This window comes from Streptomyces sp. NPDC043176 (assembly GCF_056436715.1).
The window spans coordinates 182,611-206,902 of sequence record NZ_JBWKCA010000010.1 but is presented as its reverse complement, the minus strand read 5'-3'; the positions used below and the strand labels follow the sequence as shown (position 1 = coordinate 206,902).

Annotated in this window: 19 protein-coding genes; 8 read left to right on the top strand and 11 right to left on the bottom strand. The window is 74.0% G+C overall.

Annotated features, from left to right (window positions below):
* The first annotated feature begins 627 nt into the window (after window positions 1-627).
* Genes egtA through egtD form a run of 4 tightly spaced genes read left to right on the top strand, consistent with a single transcriptional unit; the run spans window position 628 to window position 4,968 of the window.
* Entirely contained in the window at window positions 628-1,887 is a 1,260-nt protein-coding gene (gene egtA / locus AC067A_RS18975; protein ID WP_479243607.1) for an ergothioneine biosynthesis glutamate--cysteine ligase EgtA, read from the top strand.
* Between the two features lie 26 nt (window positions 1,888-1,913).
* Entirely contained in the window at window positions 1,914-3,254 is a 1,341-nt protein-coding gene (egtB, locus tag AC067A_RS18970) for an ergothioneine biosynthesis protein EgtB (RefSeq protein WP_479243671.1), read from the top strand.
* A complete protein-coding gene (egtC, locus tag AC067A_RS18965) occupies window positions 3,254-4,006 on the top strand; it encodes an ergothioneine biosynthesis protein EgtC (protein WP_479243606.1) in 753 nt (250 codons plus the stop codon). Before egtB ends, egtC begins: the two co-directional genes overlap by 1 nt.
* Window positions 4,003-4,968 (top strand): L-histidine N(alpha)-methyltransferase, encoded by a 966-nt coding sequence (gene egtD, locus AC067A_RS18960; RefSeq protein WP_479243605.1) that lies wholly within the window; start codon window positions 4,003-4,005, stop codon window positions 4,966-4,968. The genes egtC and egtD overlap by 4 nt, the downstream gene beginning before the upstream one ends.
* Here egtD and AC067A_RS18955 read toward each other — a convergent pair.
* From AC067A_RS18955 to AC067A_RS18945, 3 genes are all read right to left on the bottom strand, one after another.
* Window positions 4,863-5,753: a lysophospholipid acyltransferase family protein gene (locus AC067A_RS18955; RefSeq protein ID WP_479243604.1), complete on the bottom strand. Its 891-nt coding sequence runs from the start codon at window positions 5,751-5,753 to the stop codon at window positions 4,863-4,865. The two genes, egtD and AC067A_RS18955, sit on opposite strands and share 106 nt — an antisense overlap.
* Entirely contained in the window at window positions 5,750-6,643 is an 894-nt protein-coding gene (locus AC067A_RS18950) for a GNAT family N-acetyltransferase (protein ID WP_479243603.1), read from the bottom strand. Before AC067A_RS18950 ends, AC067A_RS18955 begins: the two co-directional genes overlap by 4 nt.
* 137 nt (window positions 6,644-6,780) lie before the next feature.
* Entirely contained in the window at window positions 6,781-8,031 is a 1,251-nt protein-coding gene (locus AC067A_RS18945) for an extracellular solute-binding protein (RefSeq protein ID WP_479243602.1), read from the bottom strand.
* A 299-nt stretch (window positions 8,032-8,330) separates the two neighbouring features.
* Between AC067A_RS18945 and AC067A_RS18940 the strand changes: the two genes are divergently transcribed.
* On the top strand, window positions 8,331-8,546 hold the full coding sequence (locus tag AC067A_RS18940; protein WP_024759194.1) for a dodecin: 216 nt from the start codon (window positions 8,331-8,333) through the stop codon (window positions 8,544-8,546).
* 136 nt (window positions 8,547-8,682) lie between these two features.
* Here AC067A_RS18940 and AC067A_RS18935 read toward each other — a convergent pair whose 3' ends face one another.
* Window positions 8,683-9,171, bottom strand: coding sequence for a phosphatase domain-containing protein (locus AC067A_RS18935; RefSeq protein ID WP_479243601.1), 489 nt, complete (start codon window positions 9,169-9,171; stop codon window positions 8,683-8,685).
* A gap of 974 nt (window positions 9,172-10,145) precedes the next feature.
* Between AC067A_RS18935 and AC067A_RS18930 the strand changes: the two genes are divergently transcribed.
* The gene (locus AC067A_RS18930; protein ID WP_479243600.1) at window positions 10,146-10,811 is read left to right on the top strand and encodes a deoxynucleoside kinase; all 666 of its coding nucleotides are present in this window, start codon (window positions 10,146-10,148) and stop codon (window positions 10,809-10,811) included.
* Window positions 10,812-10,836: 25 nt separating this feature from the next.
* Here AC067A_RS18930 and AC067A_RS18925 read toward each other — a convergent pair whose 3' ends face one another.
* From AC067A_RS18925 to AC067A_RS18905, 5 genes are all read right to left on the bottom strand, one after another.
* Complete coding sequence (locus AC067A_RS18925; RefSeq protein WP_479243599.1) at window positions 10,837-13,674, bottom strand: type 2 lanthipeptide synthetase LanM family protein; 2,838 nt, start codon at window positions 13,672-13,674, stop codon at window positions 10,837-10,839.
* Window positions 13,675-13,958: 284 nt separating this feature from the next.
* Window positions 13,959-14,153, bottom strand: a complete 195-nt coding sequence (locus tag AC067A_RS18920; RefSeq protein ID WP_479243598.1) for a DUF6229 family protein — start codon at window positions 14,151-14,153, stop codon at window positions 13,959-13,961.
* A 327-nt stretch (window positions 14,154-14,480) separates the two neighbouring features.
* Window positions 14,481-15,245, bottom strand: a complete 765-nt coding sequence (locus AC067A_RS18915; protein WP_479243597.1) for an ABC transporter ATP-binding protein — start codon at window positions 15,243-15,245, stop codon at window positions 14,481-14,483.
* Window positions 15,242-17,959, bottom strand: coding sequence for an ABC transporter permease subunit (locus AC067A_RS18910; protein ID WP_479243596.1), 2,718 nt, complete (start codon window positions 17,957-17,959; stop codon window positions 15,242-15,244). Before AC067A_RS18910 ends, AC067A_RS18915 begins: the two co-directional genes overlap by 4 nt.
* Before the next feature lie 12 nt (window positions 17,960-17,971).
* Window positions 17,972-19,219 carry an ABC transporter substrate-binding protein gene (locus AC067A_RS18905; RefSeq protein ID WP_479243595.1) on the bottom strand — a complete coding sequence of 416 codons (1,248 nt, stop codon included), beginning with the start codon at window positions 19,217-19,219 and terminating at the stop codon, window positions 17,972-17,974.
* Window positions 19,220-19,360: 141 nt separating this feature from the next.
* Between AC067A_RS18905 and AC067A_RS18900 the strand changes: the two genes are divergently transcribed.
* Together AC067A_RS18900 and AC067A_RS18895 are read left to right on the top strand one after the other, a co-directional pair.
* Window positions 19,361-20,380, top strand: coding sequence for an MsnO8 family LLM class oxidoreductase (locus AC067A_RS18900; RefSeq protein ID WP_479243594.1), 1,020 nt, complete (start codon window positions 19,361-19,363; stop codon window positions 20,378-20,380).
* A 161-nt stretch (window positions 20,381-20,541) separates the two neighbouring features.
* Window positions 20,542-22,983: an ATP-binding cassette domain-containing protein gene (locus tag AC067A_RS18895; RefSeq protein ID WP_479243593.1), complete on the top strand. Its 2,442-nt coding sequence runs from the start codon at window positions 20,542-20,544 to the stop codon at window positions 22,981-22,983.
* Here AC067A_RS18895 and melC2 read toward each other — a convergent pair.
* Together melC2 and melC1 are read right to left on the bottom strand one after the other, a co-directional pair.
* Window positions 22,959-23,786 (bottom strand): tyrosinase MelC2, encoded by an 828-nt coding sequence (gene melC2 / locus AC067A_RS18890; protein WP_479243592.1) that lies wholly within the window; start codon window positions 23,784-23,786, stop codon window positions 22,959-22,961. The two genes, AC067A_RS18895 and melC2, sit on opposite strands and share 25 nt — an antisense overlap.
* A 23-nt stretch (window positions 23,787-23,809) precedes the next feature.
* Complete coding sequence (gene melC1 / locus AC067A_RS18885; RefSeq protein ID WP_479243591.1) at window positions 23,810-24,202, bottom strand: apotyrosinase chaperone MelC1; 393 nt, start codon at window positions 24,200-24,202, stop codon at window positions 23,810-23,812.
* Between the last annotated feature and the right edge of the window lie 90 nt (window positions 24,203-24,292).

Here is a 24,292-nt window from a genome sequence, read left to right as displayed (position 1 = left end):
TCGTCCGTACCTCCTCAGCGTGGCATGGGGGTGCGGGGGACGCATGTCAGACGACGTCGGGGCACGGGGGCCCCGCCCGCGGGTCGCATGACCCGTGCCCGTGGGGGCCCGTGCCCGTGTGGGCCGTGCACGCGCATGGCCCGTGCCCACGTGACCCGTGCCCGTGTGGGGCTTCGCCCGCCGCCCGTGTGTGGGCCCGCGCCCCGCATGGGCTGTCGCCCACCCGCCGTGTGGGCAATCGTCCCGCTGGGGCGGGACGGGTGGGCACACGGGGCGGCGCCCTCGGCGGCGCCTCCGCCCCTTTGCGCCCTGGCCCGCACCCTCAGTGCACCGCGCTGTCCGTGCGGGTTCGGGCCCGGAAGCCTAGGCCCGGCAAAAGGCGCCGTCCGTTGTGCCCACCCGTTCCGCCCCAGCGGAACGATTGCCCACAACGGGGGTGGGCGGGGCGCGGCGCGGGCGGCGGCACGGCACAGACGCAGGCACGGCGCAGGCGGTGGGCGGCGGGGTGGGGGTGGGGGCTGCCGGGGGGGGTGGCTGGTGGGGTGGTCTTGCGTGGGGGTCGGGGGTGGCTTTAGGTGGAAGCAGGGACTTCCGGGGGGCGTGGCCCCATGACGAGGAGGTGCAGGGATGGCGTCGAGCGGTATACCGCGTGGCGGGCCGCCTCTCGGTGAAGGAGAGGCGGAGGACCTGCTGCGATGTATCTGCTTCAAGACGGGTCCGCCCCGCACGGTGGGGGCGGAGCTGGAGTGGCTGGTGCACGACCTGCGGGACGCGCGGACGCCCGTACGGCCACCGAGACTGGCGGCGGCGGTGGACACGGTGCGGTCGCTGCCGCTGGTGTCGGCCCTGACGTTCGAACCCGGCGGGCAGCTGGAGCTCAGCTCGCGCCCGGCCGGTTCCCTCATGGAGTGTCTGGACTCCCTCGCCGCTGACCTGCGGGCGGTGCGGGGCGCGCTGGGGCCGCTCGGTCTCACGCTGAGCGGGTACGGGGTGGACCCGTGGCACGCGCCCCGCGAGAGGGTGCTGCACGAGCCCCGTTACGACGCGATGGAGACGGCGCTGGGCCGTACCGGCACGGCCGGGCAGGCGATGATGTGCGACTCGGCGTCGGTGCAGATCTGTCTGGACGCGGGGGTGGAGGAGCCGGGGCCGCTCGGTTATCACCGGCGCTGGCGGCTGGCTCACCTCCTGGGCGCGGTGCTGGTGGCGGTGTTCGCGAACTCGGCGGTGCACGGTGGCCGCCGGACCGGCTGGCGTTCGACGCGGCAGGCGTTGTGGGCGGACCTCGATCCGCGGCGGGCGCTGGCGCCCCCGGTCGACGGGGAGCCGCGCGCGGAGTGGGCGGCGCACGTCCTCGACACCCCGGTGTTGTGCGTACGGGCCGACGAGGGGCCTTGGGCCGTACCGGAGGGGCTGACGTTCCGGGAGTGGTTGCGTACGGGTGAGCCGCGGGCCGCGGACGCCGACGATCTCCGCTACCACATGACGACGCTGTTCCCGCCGGTGCGGCCGCGGGGCCATCTGGAGCTGCGGATGGTGGACGCGCAGCCGGGCCCCGACGGCTGGATGGTGCCGGTGGCCGTGACGACGGCGGTGTTCGAGGACCCGGAGGCGGCGGAGACCGTGTACCGGTCGCTCGAGCACCTCGGGGAGCGGGCCGGTGCGGATCCCGCTCCGCGCAATCCGCTCTGGTTCGCGGCGGCCCGTGACGGCCTCACCGATCCGGAGCTGCACGCCGCCGCCCGGATCGTGTTCGCCGCCGCCCTCGACGCGCTGCCGCGGATCGGGGCGAGCGAGACGGTCCGGCGTGCGGTCGCCGCCTTCCAGGAACGGTACGTGATTCCCGGGACCTGCCCGGCCGACGAGCTCCAGGCGGTGACGTCATGACCGATGAGAAGGGAGGCGACGGTCGGATGGCGGACGGGAGCGCGGTCGGGGACGGAGTCGGGAGCGATCCGGAGGCCTTGCGTACGCGCGCCGTGGAGGCGCTGACCGTGGCGCGGGAGCGGACCGCGCTGCTCACGTCCTGCGTGGAGGACGGCGAACTGACGGCGCAGCACTCCCCTTTGATGTCGCCGCTGGTGTGGGATCTGGCGCACATCGGCAACCAGGAGGAGCAGTGGCTGTGGCGGGCGGTCGCGGGGCGTGAGGCGCTGCGGCCGGAGATCGACTCGCTGTACGACGCGTTCCTGCATCCGAGGGCGGCGCGGCCGTCCCTTCCGCTGCTCGCGCCGGACGAGGCGCGGGCCTACGCGGCGGACGTACGCGTCCGGGTGCTCGACGTGCTGGAGAGCACGCCTCTGGAGGGGCGGCCGCTGGTCGACGCCGGGTTCGCGTTCGGCATGATCGCCCAGCACGAACAGCAGCACGACGAGACCATGCTGATCACCCATCAGTTGCGGAGGGGGCCCGCCTCCCTGACCGCTCCCCCGCCGCCGGCCCGGCGGTCGGGGCCGCTGCCGCCCGAGGTCCTCGTACCCGGGGGCCCGTTCACGATGGGCACCTCGGACGAACCGTGGGCACTGGACAACGAGCGGCCGGCGCACGCGCGCCTGGTGCCCGCGTTCCACATCGACACCGTGCCGGTGACGAACGGCGCCTATCTGGCGTTCATGGCCGACGGCGGCTACACGGAGCGGCGCTGGTGGCAGCCGGAGGGCTGGGCTCAGATCAGGGAGCACTCCATCGACGCGCCGTTGTTCTGGCGCCGGGAGGGCGGGCAGTGGCTGCGGCGCAGGTTCGGGGTGACGGAACCGGTGCCGGAGGAGGAGCCGGTGCTGCACGTCAGCTGGTACGAGGCGGACGCGTACGCGCGCTGGGCGGGCCGCCGGCTGCCGTCGGAGGCCGAGTGGGAGAAGGCCGCCCGGTACGACCCGGGGTCGGGGCGTTCGCGGCGCTATCCGTGGGGCGACGCGGAGCCCGGTCCCGAGCACGCGAACCTGGGGCAGCGGCACCTTCGGCCGGCGCCCGCCGGCAGCTACCCGGAGGGCGCGTCGCCGCTCGGCGTACGGCAGTTGATCGGCGACGTGTGGGAGTGGACGGCGAGCGACTTCCTACCGTATCCGGGGTTCACCCCCTTCCCGTACAAGGAGTACTCGGAGGTGTTCTTCGGTCCCGAGTACAAGGTGCTGCGCGGTGGTTCGTTCGCGGTGGACCCGGTGGCCTGCCGGGGCACGTTCCGCAACTGGGACCTGCCGGTGCGGCGCCAGATCTTCTCCGGGTTCCGCACGGCGCGCAGTGCGGAGCTCGACTGATGTGCCGTCATATCGCCTTCTTGGGCGAGCCGGTGGCTCTCGGCGAACTCCTTCTGCGACCGGGGCACGCGCTGCTGCGCCAGGCCTGGGAGCCCCGTACGCAGGCCAGCGGGGTGGTGAACGCCGACGGCTTCGGCGTGGGCTGGTACGCGGAGGGCGATCCGGTGCCCGCGCGGTACCGGCGGGCCGGGCCGATCTGGGGCGACCTGTCCTTCGCGGACCTCGCCCGGGTGGTGCGCTCGGGGGCGGTCCTGGCCGCCGTACGGAGTGCCACTCTGCCGGGTGCCGACGGGGAGGCGGCCGCGGCGCCGTTCGGCGGCGGGCCGTGGCTGTTCAGCCACAACGGCGCGGTCAAGGGCTGGCCCGGTTCGCTGGCGCCGCTGGCCGGGACGCTGCCGGCCGAGGAGTTGCTGTCGCTGGAGGCGCGCACCGACTCGGCGCTGCTGTGGGCGCTGGTGCTGCACCGGCTTCGGGCCGGGGACGCGCCGGGGCCGGCGCTCGCGGACACCGTGCGGGAGGCCGCCGCCGCGGCGCCCGGGTCCCGGCTGAACCTGCTGCTGACCGACGGCGTCACCATCGCCGCGACGACCTGGGGGGACAGCCTCTGGTACCTCACGGGCCCCGACCGTGTGGTCGTGGCCTCCGAACCGTACGACGACGATCCGCTCTGGCGGGCGGTGCCCGAGCGCACGCTCGTGACCGCCGGCCGCGCCGACGTCACCCTCACCCCGCTCAAGGAGCCGTCCGCGTGAGCCCGTTCCAGTTGACCCGCACCCTCGCCCCCGACGCCGCCGGCGCCGATCTGCGCGCCGACGTCCTGCACGGTCTGACCCGGTCCCCCAAGGAGCTGCCGCCGAAGTGGTTCTACGACGCCCGGGGCAGTGAGATCTTCGAGGAGATCACCCGGCTGCCCGAGTACTACCCGACGCGTGCGGAGCGGGAGATCCTGGCGGCGCGGGCTCCGGAGATCGCCGCCGTCACCGGGGCGAGGACCCTGGTGGAGCTGGGCTCGGGTTCCTCCGAGAAGACCCGGTTCCTGATCGACGCGCTGCTTCCCGGCCTGGACAGCTACGTCCCCGTGGACGTGAGCGAGTCCGCGCTGACCGGGGCGGCCGAGTCACTGCTCGCCGAGCGGCCGGAGCTGCGGGTGCACGCGCTGGTCGCGGACTTCACCCGGGGCCTCGGGCTGCCGGGGACGCCCGGGCCGCGGCTCGTCGCCTTCCTCGGCGGGACGATCGGGAACCTGCTTCCGTCCGAGCGTCGGACGTTCCTCCGCTCGGTGCGGTCGATGCTCTCGCCGGGGGACGCGCTGCTCCTGGGCACGGACCTGGTGAAGGACGAGGCGACGCTCGTCGCCGCCTACGACGACGCGGCCGGGGTGACGGCGGCGTTCAACAAGAACGTGCTGTCCGTGATCGACCGGGAGCTCGGCGCGGACGCCGACCCGGACGCCTTCGACCACGTGGCGCTGTGGGACGCCGAGCGGGAGTGGGTCGAGATGCGGCTGCGCGCCCGCCACGCGCTCACCGTGAAGATTCCCGAGCTGGACCTCGTGGTGCCGTTCGCGGCGGGCGAGGAGGTACGGACGGAGGTGTCGGCGAAGTTCCGTCAGGCGGGTGTCCGGGCGGAGCTCGCGGCGGCGGACCTCGATCTGGACCACTGGTGGACGGACAGCGAGGGCAGGTTCGCGCTGTCGCTCGCGACGGCGCGCTGAGCGGCCGCGGCGAGGGACTTCCGGTCGGGGTACCGCGCGGCGGGTATCCGCTCGGCCGTCCGGACCTCCGCGGTGAGGCGGCGGGTGGTGACGACCCGCCACAGCGAGGCGCCGAGCGGGTCGTCGCCGACGTAGGCGGCCGCGTCCGCGGGTCGGTAGTCGATCCGTACGGGCTGGACGTCGGCCCCGCTGTCCAGCGCGGCCTGGAACGCGGCCGGCCGGAAGCGGCCGGCCGCCCGTCCGCACCACGTCGACCCCTCGGGGAAGACGACGACCCGGCCGCCTCGCGTGAGCACGCCGGTCATCTCGCCGACCGCCCCGGGCAGGGCACGGAGCCCGTCCCTGTCCAGGAAGAGGGTGCCGCCGAGCGCGGCGAGCCCGCCGAGGAGCGGCCAGCGGCGCACCTCGGCCTTGGCGACCGTCCGGCCCGGCAGCAGGGCCGCGACGAGGGGGATGTCGAGCCAGGAGACGTGGTGGGCGACGACGAGGAGGGGGCCGGAGGCCTCGGCCGGGCCTGTGTACCGGACGCGTACCCCGAAGGCGCGGACCACCGCCCGCGCCCACGACCGGACGAGACCGAGCCGGGCGGCGGGCGGGAGCAGCGCGGCGGCGGGCGCGAGCAGGACGCCGAGGAGGACGGTGCCGATGCCGGCGGCCAGGCGGAGGACGGCGAGTGCGGCACCGGCGGTCCGGTGGTCGCCGCCGGTGCCGGGGTGAGCCGCGCAACGGCCGGGGGTGCAGGGTGCCGTGGGGAACCACGGGGAGGGTGCCGTGGGGCGGTTCACCGCGCCGGGGCGAGCGACAGGAAGTGCTGGAGGTAGCGCGGGTTGGCGCGGCGCAGGGAGAGCAGGACGTAGAGGTCGGCGACGCCGAAGTCGGGGTCGTACGCGGGGGCGCCGCAGACCCAGGCGCCGAGCCTGAGGTAACCGCGCAGCAACGGCGGGAGCTCGGTGCGGCCCTCGGGGCGCGTGATGCCCTCCGGGTTCCACAGTTTGTGCGGGGTGACCCGGTACTCCTCCGGGGCGAGGTGCCTGGCCTTGACGGTGTCCCAGGTGGCGGCGGCGAGGGTGCCGCCGTCGGCGAGCGGGAGCGAGCAGCAGCCGGCGAGCCATTCGTGTCCGGCCGTGGTCATGTAGCGGGCGAGTCCGGCCCAGATGAGGGCGATGACGGCACCGTTGCGGTGGGCGGGGTGGACGCAGGAGCGTCCGACCTCGACGAGGTCGTGCCGGACGGGCGCGAGCCGGGTGAGGTCGAACTCGGTCTCGGAGTAGAGACGGCCCGCGACGGCCGCCCGCTCGGGCGGCAGGATGCGGTAGGTGCCCACGACCTCGCCGGTGTTCCCCTCCCGTACGAGGAGGTGGTCGCAGTACGCGTCGAAGGCGTCGGTGTCGAGTCCGGGCTCGGGCCCGTCGATCCGGGCGCCCATCTCGCCGGCGAACACCAGGTGGCGCAGCCGCTGGGCGGCCCGCACGTCCTCCTGGTTCCGGGCGAGGCCGACGAGGTACCGGAGGCCGGGCTCCCGGTCCGGCCGGGCGGCGGGCCGCGCGGGGACGGCGGGCGCGGGGACGGGGAGGGACAGCGCCCCGGCGGGGCCGGGGGCGGCGAGGGCTTGCGCGGGGACGTTCGGGGTGGGCGCCGGTGCGGGGACGGCGAGCGTGGGCGTCGGTGCGGTCATGGCGGGCTCCTCCGGCGGACGGAAGGGGACGGGGCGGGCCGGACCGCTCGCGCGGTGGCCCGGCTCCCTACTTCTTCCGTGACCGGCTGGATTCGAGTTGACCGTCCGGGGGATCGCCGGTGTGCGAACGCTGAATGCTATTCGGCGAGCGTGTCCGTGATGGCGGCCGAGGCCTCCTTGGCCGCTTTCAGCGGGTCCTCGCCCGTCAGGACGGCCGTCATGTACGGCTTGATGGGGTTGTCGCCCTCGACGCTGGCCCACTGCGGGGAGTTGGGGGTGGCCCGGCCGCGCACGGCGCCCTTGGCCATGACGGCGGTGGCCTCCTGGTTGGCGACGACGGAGGCGAGGCTCTTCTTGTTGGGCACGTAGCCCATCGTGCGGGCGAGTTCGGACTGCCACTTCTCGCTGGCGAGCGCCTTGACGACCTCGATGGCGGCGGTCCGCTCGGGCGCGTTCTCCGGGATGATGAGGTCGGAGCCGCCGGTGAAGACGGCGCAGGGCTGACCGGCCTTCGCGCCGGGTATCGGGAAGTAGCCGAGCTTGTCCCTGAGTCCCGGGTTGGCCTTGAGGATGGCGGCTACGGCGCTGGGGGTGGCGATGAGCTGGGCCACGTCGCCCTTGGCGAAGACGTCTGCCTGCGGCGGGTTCTGCTCGTCCGCGTTCTTGGGGCCGGAGCCCAGGGACTGGAGCTGCTTGTAGTAGGCCATGCCGCGCCGGGCGGCGGGCGATTCGAGCGCGCCGGTCCACTCCCCGCCCTTGTCGACGGCGAGCTCGCCGCCCTCGTCCCAGATGAAGCCGGCGAGGGTGTACCAGTCCTGTCCGGCGAGGTAGATGCCCTGGGTGCCGTCGCGGTTGAGCTTCTCGGTGTCGGAGAGCCACTCGGCGCGGGTGGCCGGCGGCTCGTCGATGCCGGCGGCGCCGAACAGGTCCTTGTTGTAGATGACGATGCGGTTGGCCGCGTACCAGGGGATGCCGTACTGGGAGCCGCCGATGCTGCCGGGTTCGGCGAGGCCGGGCACCCAGTCCTCGCTGCCGAGGTCGCGCACGGACTCCAGGGTGAGGTCGAAGAGCTTCTCGGTGTCGGCGTACTGGGCGACCTGGGTGTTGCCGACCTCGATGACGTCCGGGCCGCCGGAGCCCTCGATGGCCTCGGTGACCTTCTTCCCGATGCCGGTCCAGTCCTGGATGGTGACCTTGAGTTCGACGTCGTCGTGCTCGTCCTCGTACGCCTCCGTGAAGCGCGTGAGGAAGTCCTCGCTGACGCTGTCCCGCATCAGCCAGATGTTGACGGTCTTCGTCTGGCCGCCGCCACCCGGCAGCATCCCGCAGCCGGCGAGGGCGAGGGCGAGGGCGGCTGCCAGGGGGCAGGCGAGATGGCGGTTCTTCACGTGGGTCACCTTCCGCGGTTCAGCACAGGGGCGTGCGGCATGCAGCACAGGGCGTGCGGCATGGGGGCTGACCCGACATGGGGGGACCGAACGGGGCGTTCGCGCGGGTATGTGGCCTGGATTCTGGTCTGGACCAACGGGATGGTCAAGTCCTGGACCACCCCGTTCCGACCCGAGGTCGGGCAGGCCGAGTCGTTACCTTCGGTAGCTCACCGGGTACCGCCCGGCCGCCGTCGTGTCGCGCGCCGACGCGCCCTGGGGCACCGTGGAGGGAACGTACCGAGAGGAGTTCGGCCCCCATGTCGAATCACACCTACCGCGTCACCGAGATCGTCGGCACCTCCACCGAGGGCGTCGACGCGGCCATCCGCAACGGCATCAAGCGCGCCTCGCAGACGCTGCGGGCCCTCGACTGGTTCGAGGTCACGCAGGTACGCGGCCACATCGTCGACGGCGCCATCGAGCACTACCAGGTCGGCCTGAAGGTCGGCTTCCGCCTGGAGGACGAGGGCTGACGGCCCCCGCCCGCCACCGCCGACGGGCGGTGCGGGTACCGGTCGGCGCGGGTAGCGGGTACCGGTCGCCGCGGCCTTCCCGTCGCCGCGGCCTGACGGACGGCGCGGCCTGACGGTCGGGTACGGGGCCCACCGGTCAGGTGCGGCCCTCCTTCTCCTGGGCCTCCCGCAGCGCCTCGGAGGGCTCGGCCCACCGGGCGCGCACGACGCGGAAACCGGCGTCCTCCGCCGCGTCGCACACCGCCATGTCGTCGTCGACCAGCATCCTCACCGTGCGGTCGGCGGCGAGACGGCGCAGGATCTCCACCTTGGTCACCCGGGCGGGCCGGAAGTCGCGGGGGCGCCGCATGTGGACGGCCCCTTCCGGGAGTCCCTGCTCCGCCAGCCACCGCACCGTCGCCCGCCGGCAGCGCTCGGGCCGCCCGGTCAGGTACACCACCTCGCACTCCTCCGCCGCCTCATGGCACAGCCCGATGCCCTCGTCGAGCGGCGGGTCGTCGGGCGCCGCCGCGAAGAAGGCGTCCCAGTCCTTGGGCTTGCGCTCCAGGAAGTGCTGCCGGTGCGCGGTGGCGGCCAGCGTGTTGTCGAGGTCGAAGACGGCCAGGGGCCTGTTGTCCGATGTCACGACCCCCAGCGTAGGAGCCGTGCGCCGCGGACACCCGGGGATTCCACGCCGAGTGCCGGCACGGCCCCCGGGGCCCTGACCGCCCGCCGACCCCGGCGTGGTCCCTCTGGGTCAGCGGGGGTGGCCGAAGAGCGGGAGGTCGGTGGTGAGGCGTCGGCGAGGATGGTCGTGCCGAGTTCGTGGGGGTGGGAGGACTGCCGGCTCGACGGCGGGTTGAGGCCGGGGAAGCCGCCCTTGGTGCCTCGCCGCGTGTGGGCTCGGGAACGCCCGCGTGGGGCGCGGCCTGGGCGATCTGCTGCAGGGCCGTCTCACGGAGGGCCCGGCCTTGTCCGTGATCCGCTTCCTCGTCGTGGCGTCCGGGTTCAGGACGGGGTTCTCGTGACAGGCCTGCGTGGCGAAGCAGGCCGTGAAGATGCCGGCGGAACCGGCGTCGTCGCCTCCGATGGACAGCAGGACCAGCGTGGTGTTGGCGTCGAGGAATCCCTTGTCCGGCTGCGGGGGCTCGCGGTGGTGTCCCTCGGCCGCCGGTCCGACGGCGTTGCGCACGGGCTGCTGACCGGGCGCGGCCGTCGCCGGGGCGTCCGGTACTCCGCCGAACGGGAACCATGCGCCCCACCTCGCCGCCACCCGCCACCCGCCACCCGCCACCCGCCACCCGCCACCCGCCACCCGCCACCCGCCATGAAACGGGACGACCACTCATGCTCGACGCCGCGGGACGACCACCCATGCTCGACGCGGGACGCCCCCCCACCGTCAAGGCGTACCGACTCCCCTGGTGGCGGGGAGGCGGCGTGCGGTCCGTGCCGACGTACCGGCCGGCCCGGGTGGGAACGTCATCTAAAATTGCCGCGGGCCGCGGCCGACGTCGATCAGAGAATCCCGGGGAATCGCGTGACCACCGTGCGTCACAGGGGTGCGGGAAGCCCGGCTCCCCGCCCACGAACAGAAGAACCCCCAGGGAGAAGTGAGGTATGCCGGTGATCTGCGTCGGAGGAATGATCGGGATCGGCAAGACGAGTGTGGCCGAGCTGCTGGCCAAGGAGCTGGGCAGCGAGGTCTTCTACGAGAGCGTGGACGACAACCCGATCCTTCCGCTCTTCTACTCGGCGAGCCCTGAGGAGATACAGGCGAAGCGGTATCCCTTCCTCCTCCAGCTCTACTTCCTGCAGACGAGGTTCGCCGCCATCAAGGAGGCGTACAAGCAGGGTGACAACGTGCTCGACCGGTCCATCTACGAGGACTGGTACTTCGCCAAGGTCAACCACGAGCTGGGCCGGATCAGCTCCCTCGAGATGCGGGTGTACGAGGGGCTGCTCGGGGAGATGATGCGCGAGATCGACGGCCTGCCGTACCGCAAGGCCCCCGACCTCATGGTCTACCTCACGGCCGACTTCGAGACGGTCATGCACCGCATCGGACTGCGGGGACGCGATTTCGAGCAGGACGAGAGCCTCGTCGAGTACTACCGGACCCTGTGGTCCGGCTACGACGACTGGGTGCACAAGCACTACTCGGCCAGCGACGTGCTCGTCGTCGACATGAACCACACGGACGTGGTGAACAACCCGGACGACGCGGCCCGAGTGGCGCGCGAGGTCAGGGAGGCCCTGGCGGAGGGCGGACGCCGCGTACTCTGACCGGCGCCCGCCCGCGTGACCTCGCCTATGCCGGGGGGAGCGCCAGGAGGAGCGGCGAGCTGAGCCGGGCGTCCGGGTGCATCCGCAGGAGCTGGTGGACCACGCCGGACAGCCCGGGGAGCAGTCCCGGCGCGAAGGCCTCCTTGGCGAGGCCGCCGACGGGGCCGCGCTGCTCGATGCCGGTGAGCAGCTCCGCGTCGGCCTGCGCGGCGGACGGCCCGTCGTAGCCGTTCAGGCCGCGCAGGCGGTGGAGGATCTCCCAGAGTCCGAGGTCGCCGTGGCAGAGGGTGTGGCTCCAGCCGAAGCCCTCGCGCAGTCCGGCCGGGCCGGAGCGGAGCGCGGTGTCCAGGTGGCGGGGGTCGCCGGTGCGCTGGTGGAGGTCGACGGCGGCCAGGCCTATGCCGGTGCTGCCGTGACACCACGCGGTGGGATGGTCGACCGCGCCCCCGACCCGGGCGTCGGCCCAGGCCCGTTCGCCGGGTGAGTACAGCGACTCCTCGAAGTCGTGGGCCAGGGAGCCGAGTTCGTACCACCGGTGGCGGTCGGACGGGCTGCCGGCGGTGGAGAGGGCGAGCCTGGTGAGCGCCCAGCCCGCGCCGGTGGAGCCGTGGGCGAATCCGCCGATGCCCTCCGGGAACATCACGGTGGACCAGCGTGCTCCGCGGCCGTCGACGACGGCGGTCTCCTCCAGTCTCCGCCCGGCCTCGGCGGCGACGTCCAGCCACCGTTCCCGGCCGGTGAGTTCGGCGAGGTCGAGCAGCGGGACGATCACGCCGGCCACGCCGCCGAGCACGTCGAGCGCCCGGTCCTCGGCGATGAGTTCCGGGGTCAGCAGCGCGGCCCTGGCGCGGGCGCGGTCGAGCGGTCCGGGCGTCCCGAGGACCCTGTGGAGGGCCGCCCAGGTCCACACCTGCGAGGCGATCCCGGTGTACCCGCCGAGCGGGCGGGTCGGCGTGGTGTCCTCGGTGGCGGCGAGCACCTCCAGGGCGCCGGCCAGCACGGACTCGACGCCGTCCACGGGGTCGGCCCGCCCGGCGCGCTGCTCCCGTACGTACTCCGCGAGGGCGAGGGCGACGCCGCCCTGGCCGGTGTAGAGGTCCGCGCCGAGCGGGCGGACGGCCCAGCCGTAGTCCGTGAGCACCGGGCTGATCCACGTGGCGGTGGCGTCGGTGCCGCGTACGGCCGCCGCGCAGATCGTCTCCACGGCCGCGGCGGCCAGGGCGCGCCGTCGCCGGTCCAGGTTCCCGGTGCCCGGCGAGCGGGCGGGTGTCCGTGTCCGGTCGGGGAGCTGCCGTTCGTTGAGGTAGGCGCCGACCAGCGCGCTGCGGATGGTGTCACGCTCACGGGTGAGGTCCGCCTGCCGCCATCCGGTCAGGAAGGCGGCGAGCCGCCGTTCGTCCACCCGCTCGCCGAAGACGGGGACGTCGCCGTTCAGCAGGTCCGCGATCTCCCCGTCGATCACCTCGGGTTCGCGGGGCGCGCCGGGAGCGGCGAGGGCGTTGCGGTGGAGGATGTCGCGTGCCCGCGCCAGGCCGGCGTCGGGGTCGTGGAGGGACGCCGGATGCCAGAGCATTCGGCCGATGTCCGTGTACGCCTGCGTGGGCCGGCGGATCCTGCGGACGAGGCATCCGCCGAACACCTTCATCAGGGTGTGGAGTTCGCCGCTCGCGTCGAGTTCCGCGAGGGTCCCGGTGAGCGTGTCGAAACCGGTCAGCACCTGGTCCCAGTGGCGGATCAGGACGGGCTCGGGGCTGGGGTGGTTGCCGGCCGGCGGCAGGTCCACCACGCCGATCTCCATGCGGGCGGTGTCCCGTCCCCCGTCGGCGATGACCGGGACGCGGATCCGGGGTTGCTGGCCGGGGAGGCCGCCCGCGGCCGACAGGTCCACACCGGCGAGGGCGTAGCCGTCGGTGCGCAGCGGCAGGATCCCGGTGCGCAGCACGGTGGTGCGGATCGTCCGGGCCGCCCGGTCGACGGCGTCGCCGCGCCCGCTCGGCGGAACCTCGACGTCGGGCGTGAACAGGGCCTCGGCGTCGACGACGGCGGGCACCGGGCCGTGGGCCACCAGGTTCTCGGCGTGCAGGTCGGTCCCGCCGAGGAGTCGCATCACCGCGAGCCAGCCGCCGAGGGCGCGGTAGAAGCGGGCGAGTTCCGCCTCGTCCCGGCAGTAGTGGTGGGCGAGGTGCTCGGCCCAGCCGTAGCCGTCCCGTACCACCGTCCTCGGAACCCCGAGGTCGTCGGCACCGGGGACGGCGGCGACGAAGGAGCGCAGCGCGGCGTCCACCTCCGTCGGCCGCGGCTTGTACATGACGCTGCCCGTGTCGAAGAGCACCCGGGCGACCGCCCGTCCTCCGTGGTGCGTGTCCCCGCGCGCGAGCTCCAGGGCGCGCAGGGGGCCCGGATCGGCGCCGAGCAGGCCGGCGACGGCCTCCCGGTCCGCGGCCAGGCGGGTGCCGAGTTCCAGCGCGCCCTCGATCAGGAGGCGTCCGGAGGCGAAGACGCGTCCGCGCAGCACCGGGTACCGCCGGTGCAGGGTCTCGGCGAAGGCGGGGGCCGAGGCGTGCCGGACGAAGGCGTCCCAGCGGGCGGCCGAGTCCGCACCGGGCAGTTCGCCGGCCAGGACGGCGGCCCGCAGTTCCAGCAGGAGCACCCGGTTGAGGCGGAGCTGCGTCGTACGGCCGAGGGCCTCACGGGCCGCCTCGCGCAGGACCGTCCGCTCGTCGGCGGCCAGCCCGGTGATCTCCGGGATCCGGTCCTCCAGCTCCGCGAACAGCGGGGCCACGAAGGCGTCCACCGGTGCCGCGAACCATCCCTCGGGCGGTGCTCCGTCGGCCGAGGGGGCGGCTGCCGCCGGGTTCACCATGCTGGGTCCTCTCCTGACGACGGGTGCACGTGATGCGGCCTGGGCCGGTGGCGCTTCCCCGCGAGCCGCCCCGGCGCCGAGTGTCCGGTCGCGGTCCGCCGGACCCCGGCCGGAGCGGATCGGAGTGGGGCGGGGCAGCGCGGGGTGGAACGAAGCGGGGTGGGGCGGGGCAGCGCGGGGTGGAACGAAGCGGGGTGGGGCGGGGCAGCGCGGGGAGGCTCCGCGGGCCGGGGAACCCCTCAGGGGTCCCCCGGTTGTTGCGTGCGGTGCCGTACGGCGGTTCGTCAGCAGCAGTAGCTGTGCCAGGAGCCGGTACAGCTGCTGCACCCGGTGAGCAGCGCCTCGGTGGCGTCGGTCAGCGCGGCCTCTCCGGCCGCCCCGCCCACATAGAGCGGGCCGGCCGGGTTGTCGGTACCGAAGGCCGTCTCGGCGCCCCGGAGCCAAGCGGTGACGATCTCGTCGGTGCGACTGGCGGACATGACGGGCATACGGTTCCTCCTACGAATCGCAGGGAATGCGCGGAAATACAGAATCCACCGGAGGATGTCCGTCCGAGACCTGCCAGAACCGGTCATTCTTCCGCCGGGTGTTCCGCGGCGCCCGGAGGCCGCCGCCGCGCCGCCGGGCCCGTATCCGCTGGCGTGTGCGCGAGGGCGCGAGCCGAGGTGGGTTCCGGTGCGGGCCTCCCCGCGCCCCTTCCCGACGGACCCGCCCGGGCGGGGCGCCTCGTGCGGCGACCGCACGCGTCAAGTGGTGCGACCCTCACACATCCGGCCATTCACCGTTCCCTGGCGGCGGTCCCCGCGTCAGCGCCCGCCGGCGCGCTCGTGCTCCGTACCGCCGGATCCGGTGCCGAGGTAGGCGTCGCGGACGGCGGGGTTCGCGTGGATCTCGTCGGGGGTGCCTTCGGCGAGGACGTGGCCGAGGTCGAGGACGACGACGCGGGAGCAGAGGTCCATGACGAAGGACACGTTGTGCTCGACGAGGAGCACGGCGCGGTTCTCGGCGGCCGTCCGGCGGATGAGGGAGGCGAGTCGGCGGCGCTCGTCGGGGGTGGTGCCGGAGGCGGGTTCGTCCAGGAGGAGGACGCGGGGTGGATCGGCGAGGGCGCGGGCCAGCTCGACCATGCGGGCCTGGCCGACGGGCAGGCCGCCCACGTAGGTGTCGGCGAGCGCGTCGAGCCCGCAGTCGTGGAGCACGGCGGCGGCCCGCTGTCGGTGACGGCGCGCGGAGGGGCGTACGCCGCCGCGCCAGTCCTGCGCGACGACGAGGTTGTCCGCGACGGTCAACTGGCCGAAGAGCTGCTGGCGTTGGAAGGTCCGGCGGATGCCGTGGCGGGCGCGCCAGGACGGCGAGCGGCGGGTGATGTCCGTGCCGTCGTACGCGACGGCTCCGGCGTCAGGGCGGCGCATGCCCGACAGGACGTCGAAGAGGGTCGTCTTGCCCGCGCCGTTCGGGCCTATGAGGCCGCAGATCTCGCCGGGGCGCACCGAGACGGTCACGTCGCGGAGGGCGTGGACGCCGCCGAAGCGGACGTCGATCCGGCTCGCGTGGAGCAGGGGGTGTTTCATCGGCGGGCTCCCGTCCCCAGGTAGGCCTCGGCGAGCCGGTCGCGGTCCACGTCCGCTCGCGGTCCGCACCAGGCGATCTCGCCCTGCGCGAGGTACGCGACGGTGTCGGCGACGCCGAGCGCGTCGGCGGCCTTCTCCTCGACGAGGAGGAGCGCGGTGCCGTGGTCGCGGAGTTCGGCCAGGAGGTGGAGGACCTCGTCCACGACGCGCGGCGCGAGACCGAGGGACGGCTCGTCGGCGACGAGGACGGCCGGTGGCCGCTGGAGGAGGGGGGCGAGGGCGAGGAGTTGCTGCTCGCCGCCGGAGAGGGACCCGGCGACGACGGTGCGGCGGGCGGCGAGCGCGGGGAAGCGCGCGTACACGGCGTCGCGGTCCTCGGCTCGCGTCAGCTGCAGGGCCAGGTTCTCCTCGATCGAGAGCCCGGCGAAGACGCCCCGCCCCTCGGGCGCCAGCCGCACGCCGCGGCGCGCCCGGGCGACGGCCGCGTCGCGGGTGGCGTTCTCTCCCCCGACCCGTACGACACCGCCGGCCGGCCGCAGCAGTCCCGCCGCCACCCGGCAGAGGGTGGACTTCCCGGCGCCGTTGGGCCCGAGCAGCACCAGCGTCTCGCCGGGGCGCACCGCGAGGTCCACGCCGTGCAGGACGGGCGCGCCGCCGTACCCGGCGCGTACACCGCTCAGCACGAGCGCGCTCGGCGTCCCGCCGGGGTCGCCGCCCGCGTCCCGGGCGGCGCTTCCGGCGTCGGCGGCGTACGGCCGGGCCGTACGCGCGCGGGGCGGCGCGGACGGGCGGTCGGTTGCCGGCGTCGCGGCGCGCCGGGCCGCTCGCCTCGACGGCAGCGCGGCGCAGTACCCGTCCGGGTCGTTCGCCAGCGCGAGCCCCGCCAGGCCGAAGAGGATCACCGGAAGGTGCGCGGACTCCGTCACGTACATGGTCATCAGGTGCGGGACCACGGCGAAGACCAGTCCCGCCACCACCGCGAACTGCGGTCTGCGCACTCCCGCGGCGACCACGACCGCCAGCCACACCAGGCCCGTCATCGCGGTGAAGTCCGTCGCCGTGATCCGGGTGTTGTACGAGGCGTGGAGCACCCCTCCGAGGCCGGCGAGGCCCGCGGACACGGTGAACAGGAGGAGCTTCGTCCGTACCACCGACACCCCGGACGCCGCGGCGGCCTCGGGGGCCGAGCGGACCGCGAGCACGGCACGGCCCCAGCGGGAGCCGCGCAACCAGGTCAGCAGCGCGACGAGCACGGCGCTGAGCAGCACGAGGGCGAGCCCCATCGCCCGGTCGTCGGACAGGTCCACGGGGCCGGCCACCGGCCGGGGTATCTCCCAGCCGGTGTCGCCGTTGCGCAGCGGGCCGAGCTGGAAGAGCACCTGGTCCGCCAGGAAGGCGAGCGCCAGGGTGGCGAGGGCCAGGGATCTGCCGCCGAGGCGCAGGGCGGGCAGCGCGACGACCGCGCCGAGCAGCGCCGCGGCGGCCGTGCCCACGGCCGCCGCGGCGACGAAGGGCCAGCCGTGGCTCATCAGCAGTCCGGCGACGAGGGCGGCGCCGGTGACGAACGTCGCCTGGGCCAGGGACACCATCGCGCCGAGGCCGGTGACGACCGTGAACGACATGAACACGAGCCCGATCGCGAGGCCTTGGGCCAGGATGCCGCTCCAGAAGGGCGTGGTGACGGTGTAGAACGCCGTGCCGAGCAGGACGCCGGCGACGACCCACACGCCCCACCGGCGGCCCCACCCCTTCCCGGCGAGGTAGTCGACCGGCGGCGGGTCCGCGGCCGCCGTGCCCGCCGCGCGCTGCCGCCGCACCAGGACGACGAGCCCGGCGAAGAGGACGAGGAAGGGCACGGCCGTGCGGAGGCCGGTGATGTCGTCGGTGAACGACGCGTACCCCGCGACCAGGTTCTGGAGCACGCCGAGCCCGAGGCCGCCCGCGAAGGCGAGCGGCACCGACACGAAGCGTCCGAGGACCGCCGCGGTCGCCGAGACGAACAGGAACAACGTGTAGTCGTGGGCGGAGAGGCCGAGGAGCGGGGTCGCGAGGACACCGGCGAGGCCCGCGAGGCCGGACGACAGCATCCACGCGATCGAGGACAGCCGGTCCGCGCTGATGCCCCGCAGCTCGGTCAGCGTGCGGTCGTCGACGGCCGCCCTCAGCCTCAGGCCGAGCCGGGTGTGCCGCATCAGGGCCCACAGGCCGGCCGCCGCGACGGCCGTCACGATCCAGGTGATCAGCTGGTCGGAGTCGATGCCCACACCGTCGACCGGCTGCCAGGACACGGCGGGGCTCGGCCCGACGCCCGGCAGTCCGAACTGGTTCTCCGCGGGCAGGACGGGGGCACCGGCCCGCTCCAGGAGTTCGACCGTCCACCGTCCGGCCGCGGGCAGCGCGACCAGCAGACCGATCGTGGCCACGATCTGCGCGGTCTGGCCGACCCCGGCCAGCTTCCTGAACATCAGCCGGTCCAGGACACCGCCCAGGCCGGGCGCCACCACGCACACCAGCAGCAGCGCGGTGGGCACGGCCGGCCAGCCGAGACCGGAGTGGAGCTCGTAGAACGCCAGCGCGCACAGGTAGGCGGTGGAGCCGTGCGCGAAGTTGAACACCCCGGAGGCGGAGTACGACAGGACGAGTCCGGTCGCGAGCAGCGCGTACAGCGCGCCGGAGACCAGCCCGCTCAGGACGAAGCCCAGCAGGTCACCCACGGGACGCGCCCCTCAGCCGAAGGGGATCGGCGGGTAGCACCTGAAGGGCACGGCCACCTCGTACCGTCCGTCCTTCAGCCGGACGAGCGCCCCGCAGCCGAAGCTCTCCTTCTTCCCCCTGGGCTCGGCGCGGTCGCCCACGAGCGTGCCGCTGTCGGAGAAGCCGTCGGCGGCCTTCTGGAAGGACTCCACGGTGAGGTCCTTGCCCGCTTTCCGGGCGATGGAGAGGAAGAGGTCGGCGCTCATGTACCCCGTCATCATGTGCATGTTGAGAGGCACGTCCTTGCCGCCCGCGGCCTTCCTGATGTCGTCCTTGAACTGCCGCATCGCGGGGCTGTCCGACTCGAAGGGCTGGAACTGCAGCAGCACGTGCACTCCGTCGAGGGCCTGCCGGGTCGCGTCCTTGGCGAGCAGCCCCGGGTCGTAGTCCGTCGGGTCGGTGAGGATCCCCTGGTAGCCGGACCGCTTGAGCGCGGTGAACAGGCCGATGTTGTACGGCGTCTGCATCACGGAGACCACGGCGTCGGGCGCGCCGCCACCGGGGCCGGAGCGGAGGATCTCCTTGGTGTACGCGGACCAGTCGCTGGGCATCGAGGTCGCCGGAACGACCGCCTTGGCGTACGCGACCCGGAAGCCGGCCGCCTTGAAGCCCTGGGTGAAGGTGCGGATGCCGAACTTGCCGGCGTCGTTGTCCCCGGCGATGAGCGCGACCGACTTTCCGCGCGCGCCGCCCAGGACGGCCGCGAGGCTCTCGGGCCAGGTCTGGTTGAGCGTGCCGCCGGGCGTGGGGACGAGGCAGCCGTTGAAGCCGTAGATGTGCGCCGGTCCGCAGAACGAGGGAAGCGTCCCCCAGCCCACGGTGGGGACCTTCCGACCGTCGAGGAAGTCCGCGCCGGCGAACGTCACCGAGCTCATGGGCGAGACGGCGAAGACCTCGTCCTGCTGGACGAGCTTGCGGGCCGCCGCCAGGTTCCTGGCCGGGTCCTGGCCGTCGTCCTCGGCTCCCAGGTACCGGATCTTCCGGCCGTTGACGCCGCCCTCGGCGTTGGCCCGGTCGTAGCGCGCCCGGGCGCCGAGATCGGTGTCCTTCTTGGAGTAGCCGCTGGCGGTCGTCATGGAGACGATGCCGCCGACCTTGATCGTGTCGGCGGTGACTCCGCGTACGGACGAGGGCGTACCGCCGCCGCTGGAGGCGGAGTTGCAGGCGGTGACGAGGAGCAGGGTGAACGCGGCGGCGATGACGCGCAACGGTCGAGGCACGGGCGATCCCTCCGTCGGGTGACCGCATTCTGTGACCGGAGCGATGAACCGTCAATAACTGATACGACATCACTTGATGATCCGTCAGTTATGGACTGCGGCGTCCGGGAATCCTTTCCGGCCCCACGCGCTTGACCCTGTGTGAGCACTCCCCTCGACGGCATCCGTTTCTCCGTCCTCGACCGCTCCCGGACCCGGGACGGCGAGGACGCCCCTCAGGCGCTGCGCGCCACCGTGGACCTCGCGCGGGAGGTGGAGGCCCTCGGCTACCACCGGTTCTGGGTGTCGGAGCACCACGGTGTACCCGGAGTCGCCGGTTCGGCACCCACGGTGCTCGCCGCCGCCGTCGCCGCCGCGACCTCCGCGATCCGGGTCGGCACGGGGGGCGTCATGCTCCCGAACCACCGGCCGCTGGTCGTGGCCGAGCAGGTCGGCGTGCTCGAGTCCCTCTTCCCCGGCCGGATCGACATGGGGGTCGGCCGCTCGGTGGGGTTCACGGACGGGGTCCGGCGGGCCCTCGGCCGGGACAAGGACGAAGCCGACCGGTTCGGGGAGCAGCTCGCCGAGCTGCTCGGCTGGTTCACCGGCGAGCAGACGGCGCACCCGCGGGTGCACGCCCGGCCCGCCGAGGGCCTGCGGGTGCCGCCCTTCGTCCTCGCGACCGGAGAGGGTGCCGGGATCGCCGCGGCGGCCGGGCTGCCCTTGGTCATCGGTGACCTCCGCGGCCGGGACCGGCTGCTGAAGGCCGTCGACGCCTACCGCGCCGACTTCCGCCCGTCCCCCTGGGCGGCCGAGCCGTACGTGGTCGTCGCCGGGACGGTCGCGGTGGCGGCCACCGAGGCGGAGGCACGGCGGCTGCTGGTCCCGGAGGCCTGGTCGCTCGCGTACTCGCGCACCCGTGGCGAGTTCCCGCCACTCGCGGCGCCCGGACGGATCGAGGGCCTGCGGATGACCGAGAAGCAGCGCGGCTTCTACGAGGCCGCGCTCGAAGGGCACGTGCACGGCACCGAGGAACAGGTGACCGGGGCGCTGGAGCGCGTCGTGGCGGAGACCGGGGCGCAGGAGGTACTGGTCACCACGAGCACGTACGACCGGGAGGCGCTGGGCGCGTCCTACCGCCGACTGGCCCGGGCCGCCGGCCTGACGCCGCGGGCCGCCTGAGGCCGCGGGCCGCCTGACGCCGCCCGAGCGGGACCCGTCGGCCTCCGCCGGCGCCGTCCAGGGCCAGGTTTCGCCGATCAGGCCCCGCGAGCCCGGCGCGATCGGCAAGGCCCCCGGGGGAGCCATCGGGGCAAACACGGACCATTCGATAAGGTCGCCCCATGCACGACAGCCCCCACGATCCGTACGTCCGCGTCCGTGGCGCCCGCGAGCACAACCTCGACGGGGTCGACGTCGACATCCCCCGCGACGCGCTCGTCGTGTTCACCGGGGTCTCCGGTTCCGGGAAGTCGTCGCTGGCCTTCGGGACGATCTACGCCGAGGCCCAGCGCCGCTACTTCGAGTCGGTGGCGCCGTACGCGCGGCGGCTGATCCACCAGGTGGGGGCGCCCGCGGTCGGCGAGATCACGGGGCTGCCGCCTGCGGTCTCCCTGGAGCAGCGCCGGTCCTCGCCGAACGCCCGCTCCTCCGTCGGCACGGTGACCACGCTCTCCAACTCCCTGCGGATGCTGTTCTCGCGGGCCGGGCGCTACCCGGAGGGGGCGGAGAGGCTCGACTCCGACGCCTTCTCCCCCAACACGGCGGCGGGCGCGTGCCCTTCGTGCCACGGCCTCGGGCTGGTCCACGACACGACCGAGGAACTCCTCGTGCCGGACCCGGACCTGTCGATCCGCGAGGGCGCGATCGCCGCCTGGCCCGGTGCGTGGCAGGGGAAGAACCTGCGGGACGTGCTCGACACCCTCGGCCACGACGTGGACCGGCCGTGGCGGGAGCTCGACGCGAAGGACCGGGAGTGGATCCTGTTCACGGACGAGCAGCCGGTCGTCACCGTGCACCCGGTCCGCGAGGCCGATCGGATCCAACGCCCCTACCAGGGCACGTACACGAGTGCCCGCCGCTATGTCATGCGGACCTTCTCCGACTCCAAGAGCCCGACCCTGCGCGCGAAGGCCGAGCGTTTCCTCACGAGCGCGCCCTGTCCGGTGTGCGGCGGCGCACGGCTGCGGCCGGAGGCGCTGGCGGTCACCTTCGGGGGCCGCACCATCGCGGAGCTCGCCTCGCTGCCGCTGACGGCCCTGTCCGAGCTGCTCTCGACGGCGACGGCGGTGGACAAGGAGAAGGAGACGAGGACGGCCGCCGCGGCGGGGGCGGCGACGGGGGGCAACAGGGAGACCGCACGGGTGCTCACCGACGACCTGGTCGCCCGGATCGCCACGGTCACCGAGCTCGGCCTCGGCTACCTCAGCCTGGACCGCGCCACCCCCACGCTCTCCAACGGCGAGCTCCAGCGGCTTCGGCTCGCGACCCAGCTCCGCTCCGGGCTGTTCGGCGTGGTGTACGTCCTCGACGAGCCGTCCGCCGGTCTGCACCCCGCCGACACCGAGGCGCTGCTCGTCGTCCTCGACCGGCTCAAGGCCGCCGGGAACTCGGTGTTCGTCGTCGAGCACCATCTCGACGTCGTGCGGCACGCGGACTGGCTGGTGGACGTCGGCCCGCGCGCCGGAGTGCACGGCGGTCGGGTGCTGCACAGCGGTCCGCCGAGCGGCCTCACGGACGTCGAGGCGTCCGCGACACGGCGTTTCCTGTTCGACCGGGTGCCCGCGCCCGCGCGGGAGGTGCGCTCCCCCGCCGGCTGGCTGCGGACCGGCGCGGTCACCCGGCACAACCTCCGGGCGGTGGACGCGGCCTTCCCGCTGGGCGTCCTCACCGCCGTCACCGGCGTGTCGGGCTCGGGCAAGTCGACCCTGGTGGGCGCGCTGACCGAGGAGGTCTCCGGCGCGCGCCGGCTCGTGACGGTGGACCAGCGGCCGATCGGCCGGACACCGCGCTCGAACCTGGCCACGTACACCGGCCTGTTCGACGTCGTGCGGAAGCTGTTCACGGAGACCGGGGAGGCGAAGTCCCGCGGCTACAAGGCGGGGCGGTTCTCCTTCAACGTGGCGGGCGGGCGCTGCGAGACCTGCCAGGGCGAGGGTTTCGTCTCGGTGGAGCTGCTCTTCCTGCCGAGCACGTACGCGCCCTGCCCGGACTGCCGCGGCGCGCGCTACAACCCGGAGACGCTGCGGGTGCGGCTGCGCGGCCTGACGATCGCCGAGGTCCTGGACCTGACCGTCGAGTCCGCCGCCGAGTTCTTCGCGGACATCCCGGCGGCCGCGCGGAGCCTGCGGACGCTCCTCGACGTGGGGCTCGGCCATCTGCGGCTCGGCCAGCCGGCCACCGAACTGTCCGGCGGCGAGGCCCAGCGCATCAAGCTCGCCTCCGAGCTCCAGCGCCCGCACCGCTCCCCCACCCTGTACGTCCTCGACGAGCCGACGACCGGGCTGCACCCGGCCGACGTCGAGGTCCTGATGCGCCAGCTGCACGGCCTGGTGGACGCCGGCCATTCGGTGATCGTCGTCGAGCACGACATGGACGTCGTCGCCACCGCGGACTGGGTCGTCGACCTCGGTCCGGGCGGCGGCGACGAGGGCGGCCGGGTGGTGGCCGCGGGGCCTCCGGACCGGGTGGCGCGGGCGGCGGGCAGCCGCACCGCGCCGTATCTGGCGAGGGCCCTGGGCGCTGAGCCCCTGCTACCGGATCAGGCCGCCGTGTCGAAGGTGTAGTGGCGGGTGTGGTCCAGCATGTCGGCCGGCGTCACGTCGTTCCACGGGCGCATGGTGTCGCCGAGGTCGACGACGTTCGCCGTGCCGGCGGCCGGGAGGTACGTCGACGCGGGGTGACGGGCCTGCCAGTCGGCCCACAGCTTGTCGACGAACGCGTGGTGCAGCCAGAAGACGGGGTCGTTCGGCGAGGCTCCGGTGCCCATCTGCCCGCCGACCCAGACGTGGACGCGGTTGTGGAGGTTCACCCCGCGCCACCCCTCCAGGTGGTTGCGGAAGCCGTCCGACGCGCTGTTCCAGGGGGCCGTGTCGTAGGTCTCCATGGCGAGGACGGTCTCCACCTCGGCTCGGGTGGGCAGCTGACGGCCGCCCGCGCCGAGGTCGCGCCGGAGGTAGTCGCGCCCGTCGACCCGGACGTTGATCGTCCAGCGGTTGCCGCTCCGGGCGAACGGCCCGTCCGTCACCTGGCCGTCGCGGGCCCGCCCGGTGCCGCCGAGGAAGTCGGGGGCCCAGAGCGAGGAGCGGGAGGTGCGGTCGGCCGTCCAGTCCCAGTACGGGAGGGTGACGGCCGGGTCGACGGACCGCAGCGCCTCCTCGAACTGGATGAGGAAGCGCCGGTGCCAGGGCAGGAACGAGGGCGACCGGTGACCGACGCGGTCGCCGTTGTCGGTGTCGCTCATGATGAAGGCGTTGTGCGTGGTGACGAAGGTGTCGTACCTCCCGGAGCGCTTGAGCTCCAGGAGGGCGTTGACGAAGCGCCGCTTCTCGTCGGCGCTGAGGGTGGCCTGGTTCTTGCGTACGGTCATGGTGGTGCGGCTCCGGGTTCGGATCAGGTGAGGGTGAGGGGCACGAGCGGGGCGCCCTGGAGTTCCCGGACGGCGGCGCGGGCCAGCGCCCTGGGCGTGGCGACGGGCTCGTAGTGGTTGATCACGCTGATCCAGGTGCCGTCGGCGTTCCGCATGACGTGCAGTTCCCGACCGTCGATCGTCACGGAGTAGCCGCCTCCGTGGTGTCCCCCGTGGTGGCCGCCGCCGTGCGACGGTCCGCCCTGGATGCGGCGGCCCTGGTAGACCTCGTCGAAGGAGGCCGGGGCCGGTGCGGCCGCGGGCGCGGCGGCCCGGGGCGCGGCGGCGGTGGCGGTGCCGGCCGCGGCGAGCCCCGCGGCGGCGCCTGCCGCGCCGGCGGCGACGCCGAGGGCCCGGCGGCGGGTGATGCTGGACATGAAACCCCCAAATGGTCTGTGCGACCGGGGGGTCTGGTCGTGTACCCCCCGGCGGTCCTCATCAGTACCGGGGGGTGACGGCGCGGCGGA

Coding starts and splice junctions, on each gene's coding strand:
- egtC (WP_479243606.1), top strand. CDS start 3,254: ATGTGCCGTCATATCGCCTTCTTGGGCGAGCCGGTGGCTCTCGGCGAA.
- AC067A_RS18950 (WP_479243603.1), bottom strand. CDS start 6,643: ATGACCGCACCGACGCCCACGCTCGCCGTCCCCGCACCGGCGCCCACC.
- egtB (WP_479243671.1), top strand. CDS start 1,914: ATGGCGGACGGGAGCGCGGTCGGGGACGGAGTCGGGAGCGATCCGGAG.
- AC067A_RS18925 (WP_479243599.1), bottom strand. CDS start 13,674: ATGGTGAACCCGGCGGCAGCCGCCCCCTCGGCCGACGGAGCACCGCCC.
- melC1 (WP_479243591.1), bottom strand. CDS start 24,202: ATGTCCAGCATCACCCGCCGCCGGGCCCTCGGCGTCGCCGCCGGCGCG.
- AC067A_RS18940 (WP_024759194.1), top strand. CDS start 8,331: ATGTCGAATCACACCTACCGCGTCACCGAGATCGTCGGCACCTCCACC.
- AC067A_RS18930 (WP_479243600.1), top strand. CDS start 10,146: ATGCCGGTGATCTGCGTCGGAGGAATGATCGGGATCGGCAAGACGAGT.
- AC067A_RS18915 (WP_479243597.1), bottom strand. CDS start 15,245: ATGAAACACCCCCTGCTCCACGCGAGCCGGATCGACGTCCGCTTCGGC.
- melC2 (WP_479243592.1), bottom strand. CDS start 23,786: ATGACCGTACGCAAGAACCAGGCCACCCTCAGCGCCGACGAGAAGCGG.
- AC067A_RS18895 (WP_479243593.1), top strand. CDS start 20,542: ATGCACGACAGCCCCCACGATCCGTACGTCCGCGTCCGTGGCGCCCGC.
- AC067A_RS18920 (WP_479243598.1), bottom strand. CDS start 14,153: ATGTCCGCCAGTCGCACCGACGAGATCGTCACCGCTTGGCTCCGGGGC.
- egtA (WP_479243607.1), top strand. CDS start 628: ATGGCGTCGAGCGGTATACCGCGTGGCGGGCCGCCTCTCGGTGAAGGA.